Consider the following 20,410-nt stretch of genomic DNA (forward strand, 5'->3'; position numbering starts at 1 on the left):
CGTTCATGCTCCGGGTGCCAAAGCGGCACACCAGTGTTCACCCTTCGCACTATGACTGCGAAGCAGCAGCGACCGACCACCCGCTCGCGGGCTAATGGTAATGTCAAGGTCGGCCTTTGGCAAAACGCCGGTACCGCGCTGGGGCCACTCGATCAGGCACAGGGCGTCACCTTCGAAGTAATCGCGGATGCCGAGAAACTCCAGCTCCTCAGGATCGACCAGACGATAGAGGTCGAAATGAAAGGCCCGGACTTCACCGATCTCGTAGGGCTCGACCAGGGTGAAGGTGGGGCTCTTCACCGCACCGCGGTGCCCGAAGCCTTGCAGGATGCCGCGTGACAGCGTGGTCTTGCCAGCGCCCAGATCGCCTTCCAGGTAAATCACACCACGCCCGCCAGTGGCAGCGGCAATGCGCGCGCCGAGCGCCAGCATGGCGCCTTCATCGGCGGCGAACAGTTCTATTTCCGACAAGCGGCTCGCTCCTGTAACAAATGGCGGATAGCGTCGCACAGATCGCTGGCCGCCAGACCATTTCCTTTATTTGCCAAATATTCACCCGCCCGGGCGTGCACCCACACGCCAAGGCTGGCCGCCTCCCACGGGTTGCAGCCCTGGGCGATCAAGGCGCCGATCAAGCCGGCCAGCACATCGCCGAAGCCGGCGCCGGCCATCACCGGGTCGCCATGATCACAGACCAACAGGCGACCTGCCGCATCGGCGATCAGGGTACCGGCACCTTTGAGCACACAAATCACCTGATAACGTGCAGCCAGCGCCCTGGCCGCAGCCGGGCGATCCGCCTGCAGCGCCGCCGTGGAGATGCCCAGCAGGCGCGCGGCCTCGCCAGGGTGCGGGGTGACCACACTGCCAGGCGCGATACGCGCGGTGCCCGCCGCCAACAGATTGAGCGCATCGGCATCCCACACCTGAGCACCTCCGGCGGCGACCGCTGCCGACAACAGGCTGCGACCCCATGCGCCCTGGCCGAGCCCGGGCCCGACGACCCAGACCGAAATCTTGTCGGCCAGCCCCTGCAGCTGATTCGCCGAGGCGATGGCCAGGCTCATGACCTCGGGCAGGCGTGCCTGCGCAGCACCGATGTGCTCCCCTCGGGTCGCCAGCGACACCATGCCAGCTCCACTGCGCAGGGCGCTCTGCGCCGACAGCAACGCCGCGCCGCCAGTGCCCTGATCGCCACCGACCACCAGCAGGTGGCCAAGCTGGCCTTTATGGGTGTTCGGTTGGCGGGCGGGCACGCTGGGCAGAAGCGGGTCAGCCAGGCGCTTCGCTACGCCAGACTGGCTCGCCACGATTTCCTCATCAGCCTGCAAGTCATCGAACGCCAGGCGCCCGACATGATCGAGCGCCTGCCCCACAAACAGCCCGATCTTCAGGCCGATCAGGGTCACGGTAAGCTGCGCGGCCACCGCGACGCCCAGTACCTGACCGCTGTCGGCGCAGATGCCGGAAGGAATGTCAGCGGCCAGCACGGGCTGGCCGCTGCGGTTGATCCAGTCGATGGCCGCGGCATAAGGTTCGCGTACCTCGCCGGCCAGGCCGGTGCCGAGCAACGCGTCGACCAGCACGCCCCGAGGCTCGGAGTCCGCCTGCCAGTCGAGTATCTCGACACCGGCAGCACGGGCCTCGTCACGGGCCAGCGCCGCATCACCCTGCAAACGTCGTGGTTCGCTGACGGCCAGCACCCGTACCTGCCAGCCGGCGCGCTGGGCCAGCGCCGCGACCAGATAGCCATCACCCGCATTGTTGCCGTGCCCGGCCAGCACGGTCACCGCGCCAGCGTCAGGCCACTCGCGGCGCAGTGCCCACCAGATAGCATGGGCCGCGCGCTGCATCAGCTCGAAACCTGGCGTGCCGGCAGCGATCAGCGCCGCATCCAGTGCCCGCACCTGAGCGGCGCTGTAGAGCGCGATGGGAAGATCGTCTGATGAATGCCGCATGCCTGAGCTCCGATGTCTGGCAGAATTATACGCCGCCTACTGCAGATTCCCGCCCAGCATGACCGACGCCACCCCCGACCTCGCCAGCCTCGCCCAGTCCATCAAGGACTGGGGGCGTGAACTGGGTTTCCAGCAGGTGGGCATCAGCGGCCTGGAGCTGGGCGAGCACGAGGCACACCTGCAGCGCTGGCTGGATGCCGGCTACGGGGGCGAGATGGACTATATGGCCGCACATGGCCGCAAACGTTCACATCCAGACGAACTGGTGCCCGGCACCCTGCGCGTGGTGTCGCTGCGCATGGACTACCTGCCCGGCGACACGCAAATGGCCCAGCGCCTGCAGGAGCGGGAAAAAGCCTACGTGTCGCGCTACGCCCTGGGCCGCGACTACCACAAGCTGATTCGCAAACGTCTGCAGCAGCTGGCCGAGCGTATCCAGCAGGCCATCGGCCCCTTTGGCTACCGCGCCTTCGTCGACAGCGCGCCGGTACTGGAGAAAGCCATCGCCGAACAATCCGGTCTCGGCTGGATCGGCAAGAACACCCTGGTGCTCAATCGCAAGGCGGGCAGTTACTTCTTTCTGGGCGAGCTGTTCGTCGACATCCCGCTGCCCGAAGACGCGCCCCATGGCAGCGAGCATTGCGGGCGTTGCAGCGCCTGTCTGGACATCTGCCCGACGGCCGCCTTCGTCGGGCCCTACGTGCTCGATGCGCGGCGCTGCATTTCCTACCTGACCATCGAGCTCAAGGGGCCGATTCCGCAAGAGCTGCGCGCGCCCATCGGTAACCGCGTGTTCGGCTGCGACGACTGCCAGATGGTCTGCCCCTGGAACCGCTTCGCCAAACCTACCGAACAGGGCGATTTCCAGCCACGGCACAGCCTCGACAATGCCGAACTGGCCGAGCTGTTTCGCTGGAGCGAGGAGGAATTTCTCAGCCGCACCGAAGGCTCACCGTTGCGCCGCGCCGGCTATGAGCGCTGGCTGCGCAACCTGGCCGTCGGCCTGGGCAACGCACCGTCGAGCATTCCGGTGCTGGAAGCGCTGGAGGCGCGCCGCGAGCACCCATCGGAGCTGGTGCGCGAGCATGTGCAGTGGGCGCTGGAGCAGCACGCCCAGCGCCAGGGGTGATCAGACCTTGAGCAGGTGCTGACGGTAGTACTTGAGTTCGGCGATGGACTCGCGAATGTCGTCCAGCGCCTGGTGCGTACCGGTTTTCACGAAACCTTCCTTGACCCCTGGCGCCCAGCGCTCGGCAAGAATCTTCAGGGTCGACACATCCAGATAGCGATAGTGGAAGTAGGCTTCCAGCGCTGGCATGTACTTGTAGAGAAAGCGACGATCCTGACCAATGCTGTTGCCGCAGATCGGCGACTTGCCTTTCGGCACCCACTTTTCCAGGAAGGCGATGGTTTGCGCCTCGGCTTCGGCCTGGCTGACCTTGCTGTCGCGCACGCGCTGGGTCAGGCCGCTCTCGCCGTGGGTGCGCGTGTTCCACTCGTCCATCGCCGCGAGGCGCTCGTCGCTCTGCTGCACGGCGATCACCGGGCCTTCGGCCAGCACGTTGAGCTCGGTATCGGTGACGATGGTCGCCATCTCGATGATGACGTCCGTTTCGGGATCGAGACCGGTCATTTCCAGGTCGATCCAGATCAGATTCTGTGGGTTCTGCATGCTGCGCTCCTCTTTGGGTTCGTCATTCTAGCCAATCTCCCAGAGCAGCAGGCGTGAATCGCGCCAGTCCTCGAGTTCGACCACGCGCTGCGGCGCCACGCCGGGAATCTCGAAGGTGTTGCTGATCAGCCAGGCGCCTGTCGGCAGTTCGGCATGGGCCTTGTCCCACAGCGCGGGCATCGGCGCAGGTGATAGAAAGCAGTAGGCGACGTCGATGGCGCTCAGGTTCGCACGCCAAAGATTCTGATAACGAATCCGGCAGTTGCGCTGGCCGAGGCAGCGCAGCCAGGCAATGGCGAAGGATAGCGGCGCGGTTTCCACGCCGGTGAACTGCGCCTGGGGAAAACGCCGCGCCAGCCACAGCAAGGTGCCGGCCGGGCCGCAGCCCAGGTCGACGAAGCCGAATCGCTCGCCGCGGCCCTCGAGCAGGCGGGCCAGTTCATGTCGGGTACTGGCGCCGGTCAGGTAAAGCGGCACGCGCTCGCCGACGCTGTTCCAGTTGAGCAACAACAACAGCAGGAAGCCGAGCAAAAACAGCCAGGACGGCAAAGGCGCACCACTGGCCAACAGCAACCCCGGCACGAACAGCAGATTCAGCCACCCCCACCAGCGCGACAGGCCGAGCCAGCGAGCCAGACAGGCGCAGAGCAGGCCATGCAGCAAACCGGCGGCCAACGGGCTGGCGCGCAGGTCGAACAGCCGGGCAGCAGCAATGATCGCCACGCCCATGGCCAAGGTAATCACCAACTGAATCAGCAGGGCCATAAGGGCCGGGTAACGCTCACCCAGGCGGTGCAGCGCGCGGTAGGAAGCAGCCATGCCGACGGGGCTCACAGAAGAACGGTCGACCAGTCTAGCGCCGGCCTCGACAAATTGCCGCCCCATCAGGCGTGCTAGAATCGCGACCACTTCAAGCGCAGCACGACTCGGAAGCCCCATGGCCAAACGCCAACTCAACCGCCGGCAAAACTGGCGTATCGAAAAGATCCAGGGCGAGCGCGCCGCACGCGCCGCCAAGCGCGAATCCCGCGTGATGGAAACCTTGGAAGGCGGCGATCTGGGCCCGGAGCAGACCGGCTTGGTGATCGCCCACTTCGGCGTGCAGGTGGAAGTCGAAGCCACCGACGGCGAACTGAGCGGCCAGGTATTCCGCTGCCACCTGCGCGCCAACCTGCCGACGCTGGTCACTGGCGACCGCGTGGTGTGGCGGCCGGGCAACCAGGGCATCGGCGTGATCGTCGCCCAGCTGCCGCGCGACACCGAGCTGTGCCGCCCGGACACCCGCGGCCAGCTGAAGCCGGTGGCGGCCAACGTCGACCTGATCGTCATCGTTTTTGCGCCGCTGCCGGAACCGCACGCCAACCTGATCGACCGCTACCTGGTCGCCGCCGAACATGCCGGCATTCGCCCACTGCTGCTGCTCAACAAGGCCGACCTGATCGATGCACAGAACGAAACCGCGCTGAACGCGCTGCTCGGCGTCTATCGCCAGTTGGGTTATCCATTACTGGAAGTCTCGGCGCTGGAGGGCGATGGCATGGAGCAGCTCAAGAGGCAGCTCGACGGCAACATCAGCGTCTTCGTGGGACAGTCGGGCGTCGGCAAGTCGTCGCTGGTCAACAGCCTGCTGCCGGGCGTCGACACCCGCGTCGGCGCGCTGTCGGAACTGACCGGCAAGGGCACCCACACCACTACCACCGCACGGCTGTTCCATTTTCCCGGCGGCGGTCAGTTGATCGACTCGCCGGGCATTCGCGAATTCGGCCTCGGCCATGTCAGCCGCGACGATGTGGAAGCGGGCTTCATCGAATTCGCCGACCTGCTCGGTCACTGCCGCTTCCGCGACTGCAAGCATGACCGCGAACCCGGCTGCGCCTTGCTCAAGGCGCTCGAAGAAGGGCGTATCCAGCCGCAGCGGATGAACAGCTATCGGCACATTCTGGCCAGCCTGCCAGAGCCGGAGTATTGAGCGCCCGGCACGCCGGGGTGCCAGCCGATCACTCGGTCGGCTGATCCATCTTCAGCGTGCCGTCCTCGAAGATATTCAGCTTCTCGCGCACCTGATCATTGGAAAGCGGCTCGGCAGCAGGCGCCGCCCCTGAGCCTGCGTCAGTACCACCGAAAGGCGAACCCGGCGCGGGGTCCGGCGCCAGCGCGCCACCGCCCTGCTCGCCCTCGATGTCGCGCTGCGCTTTCTTGGTCAGTACCACGATATCGATGCGGCGGTTCACCGGGTTGAACGGATCGTCGCGATCGAACAGCGCCGACGAGGCATAGCCGACCACCCGTGCCACCTGGGCATCGTCGTAGCCCGCCGCGATCAGCACGCGCCGCGCCGCATTGGCGCGGTTGGCTGACAACTCCCAGTTGCCGAAACCACCGGCGCCGGCGAACGGCTTGGCATCGGTATGGCCGCTGATGCTGATCTTGTTGGGTACCGCCTTGATGGTGTCGGTGAGGGCGAACAGGATGTCCTCGAAGTACGGCTGCAACTGCGCACTGCCGAGGGCGAACATCGGCCGGTTCTCGGCATCGACGATCTGGATGCGCAGGCCGTCCTGGGTGATCTCGAAGAGGATCTGATCTTTGAAGCGCTGCAATTGCGGGTCCTGCTCGACCTTGGTCTGCAACTCCTGCAACAGCAGTTCCAGGCGCTCGCGCTCGACTTCTTCGGCCTTGGCCTCGGCTTGCTCGGCATCCAGTTCGGCGGGGTCCTTCGGGTCAGTGTCCGCTTCGTCGCCCGGCGACTCCTGGGGCTGCTCGTTGAGGGTGCGGTCCGGCGACGGCGTCGGCGAGCCACCGAGGTCGATCACGTAGGGGCTGGCGCTCTCGGAGAAACCAATGGGGTCCTTGAAATAGCCGGAGATCAGTTTCTTCTGCTCGGGGGTGGCCGAGGACATCAGCCACATCACCATGAAGAAGGCCATCATCGCCGTGGCGAAGTCGGCGAAGGCGATCTTCCAGGCACCACCGTGGTGGCCGCCGGCAACCTTCTTGACCCGCTTGACGATGATCGGCTGGTTGTTTTCCATGGTGTTTAATTTCCGCGCATGGCCTGCTCAAGCTCGCTGAAGCTCGGGCGGTGCGCCGGGTACAGGGTCTTGCGCGAGAACTCGACGGCCAGCGATGGCGGCATGCCCGACGCCGAGGCGACCAGCCCGGCCTTGATGGCCTCGTAGACGTTCAGCTCTTCCTTGGCGTCGTGTTCGAGCGCAGCGGAGAGCGGGCCGAAGAAACCGTAGGAGGCGAGAATACCGAGGAAGGTGCCGACCAGTGCGGTACCGACCTTCTCGCCGATCTGCGCGTTGTCCGCCTCGGCCAGAATCGACATGGTGATCACGATCCCCAGTACCGCGGCGACGATACCCATCGCCGGCATGCCGTCGGCGATCTTCGCCACGGCGTGAGCCGGATGATCGAGTTCCTCCTTGAGGCCGACCAGCTCCATGTCGAACAGGCCTTCGAGCTCGTGGGGCGCCATGTTGCCGGAGGACATGATGCGCAGGTAATCGCAGATGAACGCGACCATGCGCTCGTCGCCCAGCACCGCCGAGTACTTGCTGAAGATCGGGCTGGCGGCCGGATCTTCGAGGTCGGCCTCGATGGCCATCATGCCTTCGCGGCGCGCCTTGTTGAGGATTTCATAGAGCAGGCGCAGCACTTCCAGGTAATAGTCGTGGGTGAAGCGCGATTTGAACATCTTCAAGGATTTCTTGAAGACGGTCATGAACATGCTGCCTGGGTTGGCCTGCAGGAAGGCGCCCAGCGCCGCACCGCCGATGATCAGCACTTCAAAGGGATGCACCAGGGCCATGAGATGGCCACCCGACGCGACGAAGCCGCCGAAGACGCAAGCGAATACAACGATGATGCCGATGATTTTGGCCATAGAAAGAAACTTGAGCAGGTGAAAAGAAAGGGCGACCGCGCGAATCCCCTTCTACTTATCGGAAGAGATGCGCCAGACTATAGTCAGTTAAGTCTAAAAAAAGCCATTTTGGCACAGCCCCATGGTCGCAAGCACGCCGTTACCGCGCACTCTCGACGCCTGGCTCAAGCAGCTGGACGGTCAGGTATTGCCCATCGCAGCCGATCATCACCAGCAGGTTCGCCGTGCATTGGCCGACAGCCGCCGCTCGCTGCGCGAAATCGCCGACCTGATGCAGGACAGCCCGGCGCTGGCGCTCAGCGTACTGCGCGAGGCCAACAGCAAGGGCAGCAGCCTGGGTGAAGCGGCGGAGAGCCTGGAGACGGCACTCACCCGCTTGGGCCTCAAGCGCGCCGAAGAGCTGCTCGCGCGCCTGCCAGCGCGGGCACGGGCCGACATCCCGCCGTCGCTTCGGCAGATCCAGCTGATCAGCCAGCACGCGGCCTACCAGGCCAACGGCCTGTTCGCCGCGCGTCTGGCGCGTCTGTGGCAGGAAATCCACTGGGGCAGCCTGCTGTTTCTGGCGCCCGTATGGACCCTGCTGGCCGCCCATCCCCATCTGTTCGAAGCCTGGGAGCAGCGGGTGCTGATAGACAGCGAGCCGGCGGTCAAGGTCGAGCGCGACCTGCTCGGCGTAGCGCTGTTCGACCTGTGTCTGGCGCTGGCCGAGCGCTGGCGCCTGCCGGCCTGGATCCTCCAGGGCTATCGCCTGCTGATCGATGATCGACGCCTGCTCGGCAAGGCGCTGCACATCGCCCGCCGTCACGACGATCCGCTGCATCAGCAGCAGAAACTGGACGCCGACCCGGCGCTGCAGCGCTGGCTCACCCAGCCTGCCAACAGCATCCTGCTCGCCAACGTCATCGCCGTGTCGGCGCACAACGCCTGGAGCGGCAGTCACACCCGGCGCTGGCAACGGCTCAACAGTCTTTACCTGCAACTGCCGCTGGCCGAACTGCAGCAACAGATTCACCAGAATGCGGCACACAGCGCCCGGCAACTGGACACGGTCGGCCTCTGGCACCCTGCCGAGGCCCTGCTGTGGCCATGGAGCGCTCGCCACTTTCAACCGCGCAAACCAGCGCCAACGCCGCAGGTCAGCGATTGGCGACAGCTGTGCACGCGGTTGCTCGCCCAGCCTTCGCCATTCAGCAACGTCCAGCAGCTCACCATCTGCGCCCGCCAGGCCGTGCAGGCCGCCGGTCTGTCGCGGGTGGTGATGCTGCTCGCCGACCGCACTCACACGCGCCTGCAATTGCAGCAACATGCCGGCCTGGCCGCCAGTGCCAGCGGCCTGACTCTCGACCCGGCGCAAAGCCAAGTACTGCGCCGCCTGCTGCAAAAGCCCGCGCAACTGCGCCTCACACCGGCCAACATCGCCCAATTCTCCGCCCTGCTGCCCGGTGATCTGAAGGCCCTGCTGCCCAGCGAGCACTTGCTGATCCGCTCCCTGGCCAGCAACGAACGGGTGGTGATGCTGCTGTTCGCCGACCAGGGCGGCCAGGCAATCAACGACACCATCGTGCAGACCTTCACCAAGACCACGCAGTGCATCGAGCGTGCGCTGGACACCTTCAGCAAACGTAAGCGCTGAGCGCCACCGCTTCACGGTATTCATCTGCGCTACAATCGCCCTCTTAACTCCGCCAACGAGGCCTGTATGACAGCCTTCGACGAACTGCCGCTGGTCATCGAACCGGTGGATCTCGCCACACGACTGCAAGCGCCCGACCTAATTCTGGTCGACCTGAGCAGCCATCAGCGCTACCTGAGCGGGCACATTCCCGGCGCCCGCTTCGTCGACGGCAAACGCACCCAGGCCAGCCCGCCTGCGGCCCCCGGCCTGCTTCCGGAAAAAGCGCAGATCGAGCAGCTATTCAGCCAACTCGGCCATCACCCGCAGGCTACCTACGTCGTGTACGACGACGAGGGCGGCGGCTGGGCCGGACGCTTCATCTGGTTGCTGGATGTCATTGGCCACGGGCGCTATCACTTTCTCAATGGTGGCCTGACGGCCTGGCAAGCCGAAGGCCTGCCGCTCAGCCAGGATGTTCCTGCGCCACAGCACGCGACGGTTTCGCTGACCCTCAGCGATGCGCCTACCGCCAGCGCGGACTACCTGAAATCGCGCCTGGGCGCCGCCGACCTGGCCATCTGGGATGCCCGCTCGGCCGAGGAGTACCGCGGCGAAAAGGTGCAGGCCGCACGGGGTGGCCACATCCCCGGCGCCATCCACTTCGAATGGACCGCGGGCATGGACCCCGCACGTGCCTTGCGCATTCGCCAGGACATCGCCGAGCAGCTCGAACAGCGCGGGCTGAGCGCCGACAAGGAAATCATCACCCACTGCCAGAGCCATCGCCGCTCCGGTTTCACCTACCTGGTCGCCAAGGCCCTGGGCTATCCGCGGGTCAAGGCCTACGCTGGCTCCTGGGGCGAGTGGGGCAACCTGACCGACACACCTGTCGAACGTTGAGTTCGACCTGACTGTCCACTCTCATATGCCCAGCATGCACGGCCGGGCAGCCAAGGAATAAAGATGAAAGAACGCCTGTTTATCCTCAGCCAGCACCTGACTCCGCACCATCTGCTCTCGCGGCTGATCGGCTGCGCCGCGCAGTGCCGCGCTGCCTGGTTCAAGAACCGCCTGATCGGCTGGTTCGCCAAGCAGTATCAGGTCGACATGAGCGAAGCGCAGGTCGAAAACCTCACTGCCTACGAGCACTTCAACGCCTTCTTCACCCGTGCGCTCAAGGAAGGCGCCCGCCCGCTGGACAACCAACCCGGCGCCGTACTCTGCCCTGCCGATGGCGCGATCAGCCAATTGGGCCGCATCGAGCATGGCCGGGTCTTCCAGGCCAAGGGCCACAGCTACAGCGTGACCGAGTTGCTGGGCGGTGACAGTGAGCGTGCTGCGCCCTTCATGGGCGGCGACTTCGCCACCGTGTACCTGTCGCCGAAGGATTACCATCGCGTGCACATGCCGCTGGCCGGCACCCTGCGCGAAATGATCTACGTGCCGGGCCGACTGTTCTCGGTAAACCAGACCACCGCGGAAAACGTACCCGAGCTGTTCGCCCGCAACGAGCGCGTGGTGTGCCTGTTCGATACCGAGCGCGGGCCGATGGCCGTGGTTCTGGTCGGCGCGATGATCGTCGCCTCCATCGAAACCGTGTGGGCCGGGCTGATCACCCCGCCCAAGCGCGAACTGAAGACCACACGTTACGATGAGGCCGCCCGCGCACCGATCAGTCTGGAAAAAGGCGCCGAGCTGGGCCGTTTCAAACTTGGCTCCACGACCATTGTACTGTTCGGCCCAGAGCAGGTGAAATGGGCCGAGGAACTGGGCGCCAACAGCCCGGTGCGCATGGGCCAGCTGCTCGGGCAGTGAGCGGATCCTTCGTCTTGCAGCCTTGGCCTGCGGCGCCGCAAAGGCTGCGACGATAGCAAGATGCTGCTAGAGTCGCTTAAACCTGACCAATCAGTCGTTCGAATGCTGGCGCCGGAGTAACGAAGCTAGATGGATAAACAGAGCCCCCACCTTTTGCTCCGCGTCCCGACGCCGACCAAGCAGGGCCTGACTTTCTGCGACGCCACGCCACGCGACCTGAAACGCTGGATCGCCGGCCTGCCCAAGGCCAACATCGGCGAAACCGCCCGTCAGCTGTATCAGGCGCTGATCGAACTCAACCAGTTATTGACCCCTTCGGACAATCGCATACAGCTGCTCGAGCTGTTGCGCCCGGAAGTGTATTTCGTCTGCCAGCACCTGGAGCGTCACTTCCTCAACCAGGCCATCGTGCTCGATGAGCGCCCGCGCAAGGTCGCCAACCTATGCCAGGCGCTACAGAACCATCTGGCCATCGGTTACAAACTGATCATCTCGCGCCTCGCCGCGCAGCCCAGCCGCGAGCGCAATGCGCTGCTCGGCACTGCGCTGCAACGTGCGGTGCATAGCCTCAATGGCCCGCTGATCCGCACCAGCCAGCTGTATTGCCCGGTGCCCGAAGGCCTCTGGCTGGAGCTGCACCAGCTCTACCTGATCGCCCGTCGTCACGAACTGCACAAGGTGGTGATTCGTGACCCGCTGGCGCGCCACACCCAGGGGCCGAGCGTCGAGCAGGGCTATATCGTCGCCCTGCTGATCGGCTGCTCGCGCTGCAACCAGATGCGCCAGAGTGCCATTGCCCGCCTCGCCGAAGCGCTGGAGGCCTGGAGCACACTGGTCAACCTGCAGCCCGGCGGCCAGCCGAGCAGCATCTTCGCCGTCGCGCCGCAGCTCGATGGCCCGCCCCGCTATACGTCGTTGTTTCAGCCGAGCGAGCTGCAGGGTGCACTGGGCATCGACCCGACCCCGCTGGTCGACGCCATCAAGGATCACCTGGCGTTGCAACCCGAGGAACGCGCCCGCTCGCGCCTGCAGGTGCCCGACGGATTCACCGTGGACATGCTGCAGCACGCCGCCGCGGCCTGGGGTGATATCTCCGAGCGCACCTTTCAGCGCACCCAGGGCACCGGCAGCATGATCCTGTGCATCGGCATGAGCGCGCTCAACTACTACCTGGCCAATGGCCGGGTATTCAGCGAGATCCTCAAGCAGCAGGTCGACACCACCGCCTCGTTCAAACCACGCAGCGGCGAGCCCGATGTATGGGCCAGCGCCCCGGATGCACGCCGCAACGAATGGGAAAACGGCCTCTCCTTCGAGGAAATCGAATACCCCAAACCCGCCAGCGAGCAGGACGCGCCGTCTGGCGCCGGGGAAAGCTTCCCGACCTTCGAGCTGGCCATCGTCAACCACAGCCCCGGCGGCTACTGCCTGTCGTGGCCCAAGGAAGTGCCCAGCCAGCTGCAGGCCGGCGAGATTCTCGGTATTCGCGACAATCCCCAGCAGGGCTGGAGCGTCGCGGTGGTGCGCTGGATCCGCCAGGTACGCGGCGGCGGCACGCAGATGGGCATCGAGCTGATCGCGCCCCATGCACAATCCTGCGGCCTGCAACTGGTGCGCAAGACCGAACAGAACAGCCAGTACCTGCGTGCCCTGCTACTGCCGGAAATCGCCGCCATCTCCCGGCCGGCCACACTGATCACTCCGCGCCTGCCGTTTCAGGAAGGCAGCAAGGTGTTGATCAACATCAACGGCAAGGAGCGCCGCGCGGTGCTCAGCCAGAAACAGGTCAGCACCGGCAGTTTCAGCCAGTTCGAGTACCACGATCTGGAGCATAAAAGCGCGGATCCCGCGACCTCCGTCACAGCCTCCGGCACCCAGCGCCCGGCCGGGGAGGAAGACTTTGACTCACTCTGGAAGTCGCTGTAGATTGCCGGAAACCCTCAATTTCCTGCCCTCTTCTGCTGTTTTATCGCAGATTCGACTTCGCTAATGGCCATCGAAAAGAAAACCATCCGCCTGCTGATTCTCGAAGATTCGCAGAACGAGGCCGAGCGTCTCGTCAGCCTGTTCCGCAATGCTGGTAATGCCACCCGCGTACACCGCCTGATCTCCAGCGAAGACCTGCTCGAAGCCCTCAGGCACAGCTGGGACCTGATGATCTGCTCGCCAGCCAGTGACAGCCTGGAGCCACATGATGCGCTCGCCTGCATCCGCCGTGAGGGCAAGGACATCCCGGTGATCCTGCTGCTGGCCGACAACGAGCCGGACAGCGTCACCGAAGCGCTGATGCTCGGCGCCCAGGACGCCCTGCCCCAGGGCGAAGACGAGCGCCTGGTGCTGGTCGCCCGCCGCGAACTGGTCAACCTCGAGGAACGCCGCGCCCGCCGTGCGGCAGAAGTGGCCCTGCGTGAAGCCGAGAAACGCTGCCAGCTGCTACTCGACAGCTCGGTCGATGCCATCGCCTACGTCCACGACGGCATGCACATCTACGCCAACCGTGCGTATCTGGAACTGTTCGGCTTCGACGACGCCGAGGCGCTCGAAGGCCTGCCGATGATCGACCTGATCGGTGCCAGCGATCAGGCGGCATTCAAGGATTTCCTGAAGAACCATCAGCAGATGGACAACCACGAACTCGGCTGTGCTGGCGTGCGCACCGACGACAGCAACTTCCCGGCGCGCATCACCCTGTCGCCGGCCGCCTACGACGGCGAACCCTGCATTCAGGTGGTGATCCGCGCCGAGACCGCCAACGCCGAACTGGAAGAGAAGTTGCGCGAGATCAGCAGCCTGGATCTGGTCACCGGCCTGTACAACCGCCCCCACTTCCTCGAGCTGATGGACAACGCCGCCCACCACGCCGTGCATGACGAGCAGCCCGCCAGCCTGGCCTATATCCGCGTCGACCGCTATGCCGCGCTGCTCGCCGACATGGGTCTGGGCGCCATCGACCTGCTGCTCACCGACCTCGGCGCCCTGCTGCGTGCCCACTTCCCGAAGGATGCGCAGCTGGCGCGTTTCGGCGACGATGTGTTCGCCGTCCTGCAGACCGGGCTTTCGCCGCAGCAGCAACGCCCGCTGCTCGAAGCGCTGCTGAAGAAAGCCGAAGCCCACCTGTTCGACATCAACGGCCGTACCGCCCAAACCACGCTGTCGATCGGCGTCGCCGGGCTCAATGACACCACGCCTAAGGCCGGGGAAGTCATCGACCGCGCCCAGCGCTGCGCCGATCAACTGGACGAGCCCGGCACCCTCAAGCTGTTCGACCCGGCCGAGGAGCTGGCAGCCGCTGCCAACCGCGGCAGCGTGGTGGCCATGGTGCAGCAGGCGCTGGAGCAGAACAGCTTCCGCCTGCTGTTCCAGCCAGTGATCAGCCTGCGCGGCGACGAGCACGAGCACTACGAAGTATTGCTGCGCCTGCTCAGCCCGTCCGGGCAGGAAGTGCCGCCCGATGAATTCCTGGCCGTGGCCAGGGAGTCGGGAATGGGCGAGAAGATCGACCGCTGGGTGATTCTCAGCTCGATCAAGCTGCTTGCCGACCACCGCGCCAAGGGCCACGCCACGCGCCTGTTCGTGCACCTGTCCAGCGCCAGCCTGCAGGACCCGACGTTGCTGCCGTGGCTCAGCGTCGCGCTGAAAGCCGCACGGCTGCCCTCCGACGCCCTGGTATTCCAGCTCAGCGAGCCGGACGCGATCACCTACCTGAAGCAGGCCAAGGCGCTGGTCCAGGGCCTGAAGGACCTGCACTGCCATATCGCGCTCAGCCAGTTCGGCTGCGCCCTGAACCCGTTCAATACGCTACGCCACCTGCCGGTGGACTTCGTCAAGGTAGATGGCTCTTTCACCAAGGAGCTGAGCGATCCAGCCAATCAGGAAACCCTGAAGACCATGCTGGCCGGCCTGCACAGCCAGGCCAAGCTGACCATCGTGCCGTTCGTGGAGTCGGCCAGCGTGCTGGCCACCCTGTGGCAGGCGGGCACCAACTACATCCAGGGCTACTACCTGCAGGGCCCCAGCCAGTCGATGGACTACAACTTCTCGTCAGACGATTGATCGGCGGGGCAGCCCAAGCGCCCCGCTCTGCCTCAAATACCTTAGAACCTGGTCATAATCGTTCAGCCCAGGTTCGTCGACTTTCGCAGCTCAGCTAAATGACGGGAGCGGCCGGTGAACTGAATACTTGCAGGAGGGCTTCAGCCCCGAGTTCTTTGTTTGCCTTGATAAAAAGCTCGGGGCTAAAGCCCCTCCTACGAACTGCTCTTGCCTTGTAGCTGCCGCTTCATGCGCACCAAGACCGAAAACAGGTGCTTAGCGCTGCTGATCGCGCTCGCGCACACCCAGCAGATACAAAACGCCATCCAGCCCAAGGGTCGAGATCGCCTGCCTGGCCGATTGTTTGACCAGCGGTTTGGCGCGGAACGCCACGCCCAGGCCGGCGATCGCCAGCATCGGCAGGTCATTGGCGCCGTCGCCCACGGCGATGGTCTGCTCCAATTGCAGGCCTTCCTTCTGCGCCAGCTCACGGAGCAGATCCGCCTTGCGCTGGGCGTCGACGATCGGTTCGACGGCGACACCAGTGACCTTGCCATCGACCACTGCCAGCTCGTTGGCGAACACGTAGTCGATGCCCAGCCTGTCCTGCAGTTGCTTGGCGAAGTAGGTGAAGCCGCCGGACAGGATGGCGGTCTTGTAGCCCAGGCGCTTGAGCTCGGCGAACAACCGCTCGGTGCCCTCGGTCAGGCGCAGCGAGGCGCCTATCTCGTCCAGCACGCCGACGTCCAGACCCTTGAGCAACGCCAGGCGCTCCTTGAAGCTGGCGCGGAAATCCAGCTCGCCGCGCATCGCCCGCTCGGTGATGGCCGAAACCTTGTCGCCGATACCGGCGGCCTTGGCCAGTTCGTCAATCACCTCGGCCTCGATCAGCGTCGAGTCCATGTCGAACACCGCCAGGCGGCGGTGGCGACGCTGCAGTGAGTCGACCTGGAAGGCGATATCCATGTTCAGCTCGTCGGCGGCACGCAGGAACTCGGCGCGCAGGCCGGCAGCATCACCCGGCTCGCCGCGCAGGGAGAACTCGATGCAGGCGTTGCCCGGTTGCGCATCCACCGGCACCGGCAGCGACAGCCGCTCGATACGCTCGATGCTCAGGCCCTGCTCGGCAGTCAGTGCGCTGACGCGCTGCAATTGCTCGGCGGTGACCTGGCGGCTCAACAAGGTGACGATGTGGCGCGCACTGCCCTGCCCTTCGACCCAGCGCCGGTAATCGGCTTCGTCGAGCGGGGTGAAATGGGCCTGCTGACCCAGCGCCTGGGCGGCAGCCAACACGGCACTGGACAGCGCCGGCAGCGAGGCCTGATCAGCCACCTCGATCAGGATGCCCAACGACGCGGCGCCGTGTACGGCAGCCTGGGCGATGTCGAGGATGTTCACGCCGGCCTGGGCCAGCACGCCGCTAACGGCTACCGTGAGGCCGGGCCGATCTTCACCGGTAACGTTGATCAGGACGATTTGGCGCAAGGCGTACTCCGGGGCTCGCAGGACTATGAACGGTCTGCCGAACGGCAATGTGCAGCAGGGCCGGTAAAAAAACGCACATTCTAACCATTTCGGCACCCCGCGGGCACGCGCGGCGCTTTGCCCTGTGCGGGTCGCTCGCTATACTGCGCGCCACTTCCAGTCAACGAGAGCCGAGCTCTGTGAACCGGCCCGCCCCCGTAAAGCCCGACAACTTCTTCCTCCTGCTCTTCCGTGCGCTGCGCCAACGTCGCGTGCCGCTGGCATTGCGTATCGTCAGTCACAGCCTGTTGCTGGTGGCCATGGCGCTGGTGATCTATGCCTGGGTGATCGGCATGCAGTTCAAGCAGGCCATGCAGCAGCAAGCCGAAGCGCTGGGCAGCAGCCTGATTACCCAGACGGCTGCCTCGGCCACCGAGCTGCTGGTGTCCAACGACATCCTCAGCCTCAACGTGCTGCTCAACAATCTGGTGAAGAACCCGCTGGTGGCCCACGCGGCCATCTATAGCGTGGATAACCGCATCCTCGCCGAAGCCGGCACGCGCCCGAGCAAAAGCATGCTCGGTGAAACCGAAGGCCTGTATTCGACGCCCATCACCTTCCAGGAGGTGATGGCCGGACAGCTGCGCATCAGCCTGGACATGCAGCAGTTCGAACAGCCGATGACCATCAGCCTGCAGAGCATGGGCATTCTCAGCCTGATTCTGCTGGCCCTGACCCTGTCGCTGAGCCTGCGCCTGGGCCGGCAGATTTCCACGCCATTGATGCAGATGCGCGTATGGCTGCGCGATCCGGACGACTATGCTCCAGGTGGCAACCGCCAGGACGAGATCGGCGATCTGGCGCGCCAGCTACAGGCGCGCCTGGCCCCCGAAAAACCGCCGGAGCCGGAGCCGGAATTCGACGACCTTGATGTGCTGGGCGAGGATTTCCTCGACGACGAGCACGAAGACGACCGCGATGAGCGTGACGAGCGCCCCGCTCCCAGCTTCGCGATGCGTGACCTGCGCGACACTCGCTTCGACAGCGAGGACGACTACGACCCGCCGAGCCGGCGTCGCGACGAGCACGATGACGATGCCTTCGCCGACCTGTACGACGATGAAGACAGCCCGGCCGCGCCTGCACCAACGGCGCCGGCGGCCCCTCGCAAGAGTGCCGTACTGGCCGTTCAGCTGGGCGCCCAGGAACAACTGCGGCACCTGCCGCGCACGCGCCTGATGGAGTTGCTGGAAAGCTATCGCGGCTGCCTGGACAAGGCGGCGACGCTCTACAAGGCCGAACTGCACACTCTCAACGATGGCAGCAGCCTGATGCTGTTCCACCACGAGGCCAGCGGGGACGACTACCTGACCCACGCCATCTGCTGCGGCGAACTGCTGCGTGCTCTCGGCCACGCCCTGCAGATCGAGGTGGCCGACAGCGGTATCACCCTGCACCTGCAACTGGGCCTGACCCTGGGTGAAGACCTGCGGGGCCTGAGTCAGGGCGAGCTGCTACTCAGCGAAACCGCCCAGGATGCCCTGGCGCTGTCGCAGCACAGCCGCAACCTGCTGCTGGTCGAGCGCCGCGTCGGCGAAGATGCCACCCTGCGCCAGCGTGCGCGCATCCGCGCCATCGCCAGCCCCGAGGGTGCCAGCTGCGTCGAGCGCCTGCTCGATCCGTATCCGGCATTGCTGGAGCGGCAAATGGCCAAGCTGCGCGAAGAGCGCTAGCGATTCAGCAGTGGAAATGAGAAAGGCCGGCGTATATGCCGGCCTTTTTTATGCCCATTTGCAGTCGACTTGAGAGAGCGTGGCGTGGGCGTTTTTTCGCGGGCATGGACTAGGCGTCCCCGCCCGCTCCCACGGTTGTTGTATCAACCAGCAATGCCCTTTCCAGGGAGCACCTTTGTAGCCTGGTTTAAGCGCCAACTTACGAACATCCGAGGAAGACGCAGACGCTGAAGCCACGACCTGTGGGAGCGCGCCACGCGCGCGATTTCGCAGGCACGGCTCGCTCTCACAAGTTGCCAGTGAACACGCAGCGCGATCAAAGCTTGGCGATCGACACTTCGGTGGATTTCACGAAGGCGATCACTTCGCTGCCAACGCCCAGTTCCAGCTCGCGCACGGAACGGGTGGTGATCACCGAGGTGACGATGCCGGCGGCGGTCTGCACGTCGATTTCCGACAGCACGTCGCCTTCGACGATTTCCTTGATGGTGCCTTTGAACTGGTTGCGAACGTTGATGGCTTTGATAGTCATGGCTAAGTCTCCTGGGGTTTTAGGCTGCCCACAAAGGGCATGAAGTCAGGGTTAGAGCGCCCAGCGCAGCTGGGTCGGCAGGGGTGAAACCGGATCCGGTTCGGCAGGCAGCGCCGGTATCTGCAGCACGCGGTTGAGCACGTCGGCCTCCAGGGCCGCCAAGTGTGCAGAGCCGCGATTACGTGGACGCGGCAGGTTCACCTCAATGTCGAGACCGATCTCGCCGTCCTCGATGAGGATCACCCGGTCCGCGGTGGCTACCGCTTCGCTGACATCGTGGGTGACCAGTAGTACGTTGAAACCGTGCTTCTGCCACAGGCTTTCGATCAGTTGCTGCATCTCGATGCGGGTCAGCGCGTCGAGAGCGCCAAGGGGTTCGTCGAGCAGCAGCAGGCGGGGTTCGTGAATCAGCGCGCGGGCCAGGGCGACACGTTGTTTCTGGCCGCCGGACAGGGACGCCGGCCACTCGTTGGCGCGATCGGCCAGGCCCACCGCATCGAGCACCTGCTCAGCCTTGGGCCGCCAGTCACCTGTGAGGCCAAGGCCGACGTTGTCGATCACCCGCTTCCAGGGTAGCAGCCGTGCCTCCTGGAACATCAGCCGAGTATCCTCGCGAGCCGCTGCCAGCGGCCCGTTGCCGGCCAGCAGTTCACCACCCGTGGGCGCGTCGAGCCCGGCGAGCAGGCGCAGCAAGGTGCTCTTGCCGCAACCACTGCGCCCCACCACGGCGACGAACTGCCCAGCCGGGATGCGCAGGTCGATATCCCTGAGCACCTGGCGCTCACCGAAGGACTTCTGAATGCCGCGAATGGTCAGCGGCGTGCCTCGCTTGAGGTTGTGTAAAGCGTTCAATGGGGCATTCATTTCGCAGCCGCTCCCTGATAAGCCGGGTGCCAGCGCAACCAGGCACGTTCGAGGCCACGGGCAGCGACGTCGGCCAGCTTGCCGAGCACGGCGTAGAGCAGAATGGCCAGCACCACCACATCGGTCTGCAGGAATTCGCGGGCGTTCATCGCCAGGTAACCGATGCCGCTGCTGGCGGAAATGGTCTCGGCGACGATCAGGGTCAGCCACATCAGGCCGAGCGCGAAGCGTACACCGACCAGGATCGACGGCAGCGCGCCGGGCAGGATCACCTGACGGAACAGCGCGAAGCCAGACAGGCCGTAGCTGCGCGACATCTCCACCAGCGCCGGATCGACGTTGCGGATGCCGTGGTAGGTGTTCAGGTAGATCGGGAAAAGAGTGCCGAGGGCGACCAGGAAAATCTTCGCGCTCTCGTCGATGCCAAACCACAGAATCACCAGGGGAATCAGCGCCAGGTGCGGCACGTTGCGGATCATCTGCACCGAGCTGTCGATCAGCCGCTCGCCCCACTTCGACAAACCGGTGATGAAGCCCAGCGCCAGGCCGATACCACCACCGATGGCGAAACCGACGCCAGCGCGCCAGCCACTGATCGCCAGATGCGTCCAGATTTCGCCGCTGGACAGCAGTTGCCAGCCGGCCTCGAACACCGCGCTGGGCGCCGGCAGAATGCGCGTGGACAACAGCCCCAGCGCTACCGAGCCCTGCCAGGCGACCAGCAGTGCCACGGGCAAGGCCCAGGGCGCCAGGCGTAGGGCCAGGCTGTTGGAAGATGCTTTGCTCATCGCGTACCTCGAAATCATCGCGGGCCGGGCCATCCACGCCCGGCCATG

18 protein-coding genes are annotated in these 20,410 nt (G+C 64.9%); 8 read left to right on the forward strand and 10 right to left on the reverse strand.

Going from position 1 to position 20,410, the window contains the following annotated elements:
- Positions 1 to 3: 3 nt before the first annotated feature.
- Positions 4 to 471, reverse strand: coding sequence for a tRNA (adenosine(37)-N6)-threonylcarbamoyltransferase complex ATPase subunit type 1 TsaE (gene tsaE, locus BVH03_RS20495; RefSeq protein WP_075962893.1), 468 nt, complete (start codon positions 469 to 471; stop codon positions 4 to 6).
- Positions 459 to 1,958, reverse strand: a complete 1,500-nt coding sequence (locus tag BVH03_RS20500) for a bifunctional ADP-dependent NAD(P)H-hydrate dehydratase/NAD(P)H-hydrate epimerase (RefSeq protein ID WP_075962894.1) — start codon at positions 1,956 to 1,958, stop codon at positions 459 to 461. The genes tsaE and BVH03_RS20500 overlap by 13 nt, the downstream gene beginning before the upstream one ends.
- 58 nt (positions 1,959 to 2,016) lie before the next feature.
- Between BVH03_RS20500 and queG the strand changes: the two genes are divergently transcribed.
- Positions 2,017 to 3,087, forward strand: coding sequence for a tRNA epoxyqueuosine(34) reductase QueG (queG, locus tag BVH03_RS20505; protein ID WP_075962895.1), 1,071 nt, complete (start codon positions 2,017 to 2,019; stop codon positions 3,085 to 3,087).
- Here queG and orn read toward each other — a convergent pair whose 3' ends face one another.
- Both orn and BVH03_RS20515 read right to left on the reverse strand, forming a co-directional pair.
- Positions 3,088 to 3,630 (reverse strand): oligoribonuclease, encoded by a 543-nt coding sequence (gene orn, locus BVH03_RS20510; protein WP_075962896.1) that lies wholly within the window; start codon positions 3,628 to 3,630, stop codon positions 3,088 to 3,090.
- 27 nt (positions 3,631 to 3,657) lie between these two features.
- A complete protein-coding gene (locus tag BVH03_RS20515; protein ID WP_075962897.1) occupies positions 3,658 to 4,449 on the reverse strand; it encodes a class I SAM-dependent methyltransferase in 792 nt (263 codons plus the stop codon).
- A 118-nt stretch (positions 4,450 to 4,567) separates the two neighbouring features.
- Between BVH03_RS20515 and rsgA the strand changes: the two genes are divergently transcribed.
- Positions 4,568 to 5,599, forward strand: coding sequence for a small ribosomal subunit biogenesis GTPase RsgA (gene rsgA, locus BVH03_RS20520; protein ID WP_075962898.1), 1,032 nt, complete (start codon positions 4,568 to 4,570; stop codon positions 5,597 to 5,599).
- A 28-nt stretch (positions 5,600 to 5,627) separates the two neighbouring features.
- Here rsgA and motB read toward each other — a convergent pair whose 3' ends face one another.
- Together motB and motA are read right to left on the reverse strand one after the other, a co-directional pair.
- Positions 5,628 to 6,662 (reverse strand): flagellar motor protein MotB, encoded by a 1,035-nt coding sequence (gene motB / locus BVH03_RS20525; protein ID WP_075962899.1) that lies wholly within the window; start codon positions 6,660 to 6,662, stop codon positions 5,628 to 5,630.
- A 5-nt stretch (positions 6,663 to 6,667) separates the two neighbouring features.
- Positions 6,668 to 7,519 carry a flagellar motor stator protein MotA gene (gene motA / locus BVH03_RS20530; RefSeq protein ID WP_075962900.1) on the reverse strand — a complete coding sequence of 284 codons (852 nt, stop codon included), beginning with the start codon at positions 7,517 to 7,519 and terminating at the stop codon, positions 6,668 to 6,670.
- Positions 7,520 to 7,640: 121 nt separating this feature from the next.
- Between motA and BVH03_RS20535 the strand changes: the two genes are divergently transcribed.
- The 5 genes from BVH03_RS20535 to BVH03_RS20555 all read left to right on the forward strand — a co-directional run bounded on the left by BVH03_RS20535 (position 7,641) and on the right by BVH03_RS20555 (position 15,002).
- Complete coding sequence (locus BVH03_RS20535) at positions 7,641 to 9,152, forward strand: HDOD domain-containing protein (RefSeq protein WP_075962901.1); 1,512 nt, start codon at positions 7,641 to 7,643, stop codon at positions 9,150 to 9,152.
- A 66-nt stretch (positions 9,153 to 9,218) separates the two neighbouring features.
- Positions 9,219 to 10,034: a rhodanese-like domain-containing protein gene (locus BVH03_RS20540; protein WP_075962902.1), complete on the forward strand. Its 816-nt coding sequence runs from the start codon at positions 9,219 to 9,221 to the stop codon at positions 10,032 to 10,034.
- Positions 10,035 to 10,091: 57 nt separating this feature from the next.
- Positions 10,092 to 10,949 carry an archaetidylserine decarboxylase gene (gene asd, locus BVH03_RS20545; RefSeq protein WP_168175653.1) on the forward strand — a complete coding sequence of 286 codons (858 nt, stop codon included), beginning with the start codon at positions 10,092 to 10,094 and terminating at the stop codon, positions 10,947 to 10,949.
- 129 nt (positions 10,950 to 11,078) lie between these two features.
- On the forward strand, positions 11,079 to 12,875 hold the full coding sequence (locus BVH03_RS20550) for a molecular chaperone (protein ID WP_075962904.1): 1,797 nt from the start codon (positions 11,079 to 11,081) through the stop codon (positions 12,873 to 12,875).
- Between the two features lie 63 nt (positions 12,876 to 12,938).
- The gene (locus BVH03_RS20555) at positions 12,939 to 15,002 is read left to right on the forward strand and encodes an EAL domain-containing protein (RefSeq protein WP_075962905.1); all 2,064 of its coding nucleotides are present in this window, start codon (positions 12,939 to 12,941) and stop codon (positions 15,000 to 15,002) included.
- Between the two features lie 255 nt (positions 15,003 to 15,257).
- On the opposite strand, the gene serB is transcribed toward BVH03_RS20555, so the two are convergent.
- Positions 15,258 to 16,466, reverse strand: coding sequence for a phosphoserine phosphatase SerB (serB, locus tag BVH03_RS20560; protein ID WP_075962906.1), 1,209 nt, complete (start codon positions 16,464 to 16,466; stop codon positions 15,258 to 15,260).
- 179 nt (positions 16,467 to 16,645) lie between these two features.
- Between serB and BVH03_RS20565 the strand changes: the two genes are divergently transcribed.
- Positions 16,646 to 18,178: an AhpA/YtjB family protein gene (locus BVH03_RS20565; protein ID WP_075962907.1), complete on the forward strand. Its 1,533-nt coding sequence runs from the start codon at positions 16,646 to 16,648 to the stop codon at positions 18,176 to 18,178.
- Positions 18,179 to 18,494: 316 nt separating this feature from the next.
- Here the strand turns inward: BVH03_RS20565 and BVH03_RS20570 are convergent, their stop codons facing one another.
- The 3 genes from BVH03_RS20570 to ssuC are packed head-to-tail and all read right to left on the reverse strand — an operon-like array spanning position 18,495 to position 20,362.
- Positions 18,495 to 18,710 (reverse strand): molybdopterin-binding protein, encoded by a 216-nt coding sequence (locus BVH03_RS20570; protein WP_013793202.1) that lies wholly within the window; start codon positions 18,708 to 18,710, stop codon positions 18,495 to 18,497.
- 51 nt (positions 18,711 to 18,761) lie between these two features.
- Positions 18,762 to 19,574: an aliphatic sulfonates ABC transporter ATP-binding protein gene (gene ssuB / locus BVH03_RS20575; RefSeq protein ID WP_075962908.1), complete on the reverse strand. Its 813-nt coding sequence runs from the start codon at positions 19,572 to 19,574 to the stop codon at positions 18,762 to 18,764.
- Positions 19,571 to 20,362: an aliphatic sulfonate ABC transporter permease SsuC gene (gene ssuC / locus BVH03_RS20580; protein WP_075962909.1), complete on the reverse strand. Its 792-nt coding sequence runs from the start codon at positions 20,360 to 20,362 to the stop codon at positions 19,571 to 19,573. The genes ssuB and ssuC overlap by 4 nt, the downstream gene beginning before the upstream one ends.
- Between the last annotated feature and the right edge of the window lie 48 nt (positions 20,363 to 20,410).

Origin of the sequence: Pseudomonas sp. PA15(2017) (assembly GCF_001945395.1) — a bacterium.
Lineage (GTDB): Bacteria > Pseudomonadota > Gammaproteobacteria > Pseudomonadales > Pseudomonadaceae > Aquipseudomonas.

What these genes read in the sequence shown, in the direction of transcription:
- BVH03_RS20500 (WP_075962894.1), bottom strand. Translation starts at nt 1,958, where the DNA reads ATGCGGCATTCATCAGACGATCTTCCCATCGCGCTCTACAGCGCCGCT.
- queG (WP_075962895.1), top strand. Translation starts at nt 2,017, where the DNA reads ATGACCGACGCCACCCCCGACCTCGCCAGCCTCGCCCAGTCCATCAAG.
- orn (WP_075962896.1), bottom strand. Translation starts at nt 3,630, where the DNA reads ATGCAGAACCCACAGAATCTGATCTGGATCGACCTGGAAATGACCGGT.
- BVH03_RS20515 (WP_075962897.1), bottom strand. Translation starts at nt 4,449, where the DNA reads ATGGCTGCTTCCTACCGCGCGCTGCACCGCCTGGGTGAGCGTTACCCG.
- rsgA (WP_075962898.1), top strand. Translation starts at nt 4,568, where the DNA reads ATGGCCAAACGCCAACTCAACCGCCGGCAAAACTGGCGTATCGAAAAG.
- motB (WP_075962899.1), bottom strand. Translation starts at nt 6,662, where the DNA reads ATGGAAAACAACCAGCCGATCATCGTCAAGCGGGTCAAGAAGGTTGCC.
- motA (WP_075962900.1), bottom strand. Translation starts at nt 7,519, where the DNA reads ATGGCCAAAATCATCGGCATCATCGTTGTATTCGCTTGCGTCTTCGGC.
- BVH03_RS20535 (WP_075962901.1), top strand. Translation starts at nt 7,641, where the DNA reads ATGGTCGCAAGCACGCCGTTACCGCGCACTCTCGACGCCTGGCTCAAG.
- BVH03_RS20540 (WP_075962902.1), top strand. Translation starts at nt 9,219, where the DNA reads ATGACAGCCTTCGACGAACTGCCGCTGGTCATCGAACCGGTGGATCTC.
- BVH03_RS20550 (WP_075962904.1), top strand. Translation starts at nt 11,079, where the DNA reads ATGGATAAACAGAGCCCCCACCTTTTGCTCCGCGTCCCGACGCCGACC.
- BVH03_RS20555 (WP_075962905.1), top strand. Translation starts at nt 12,939, where the DNA reads ATGGCCATCGAAAAGAAAACCATCCGCCTGCTGATTCTCGAAGATTCG.
- BVH03_RS20570 (WP_013793202.1), bottom strand. Translation starts at nt 18,710, where the DNA reads ATGACTATCAAAGCCATCAACGTTCGCAACCAGTTCAAAGGCACCATC.
- ssuB (WP_075962908.1), bottom strand. Translation starts at nt 19,574, where the DNA reads ATGAATGCCCCATTGAACGCTTTACACAACCTCAAGCGAGGCACGCCG.
- ssuC (WP_075962909.1), bottom strand. Translation starts at nt 20,362, where the DNA reads ATGAGCAAAGCATCTTCCAACAGCCTGGCCCTACGCCTGGCGCCCTGG.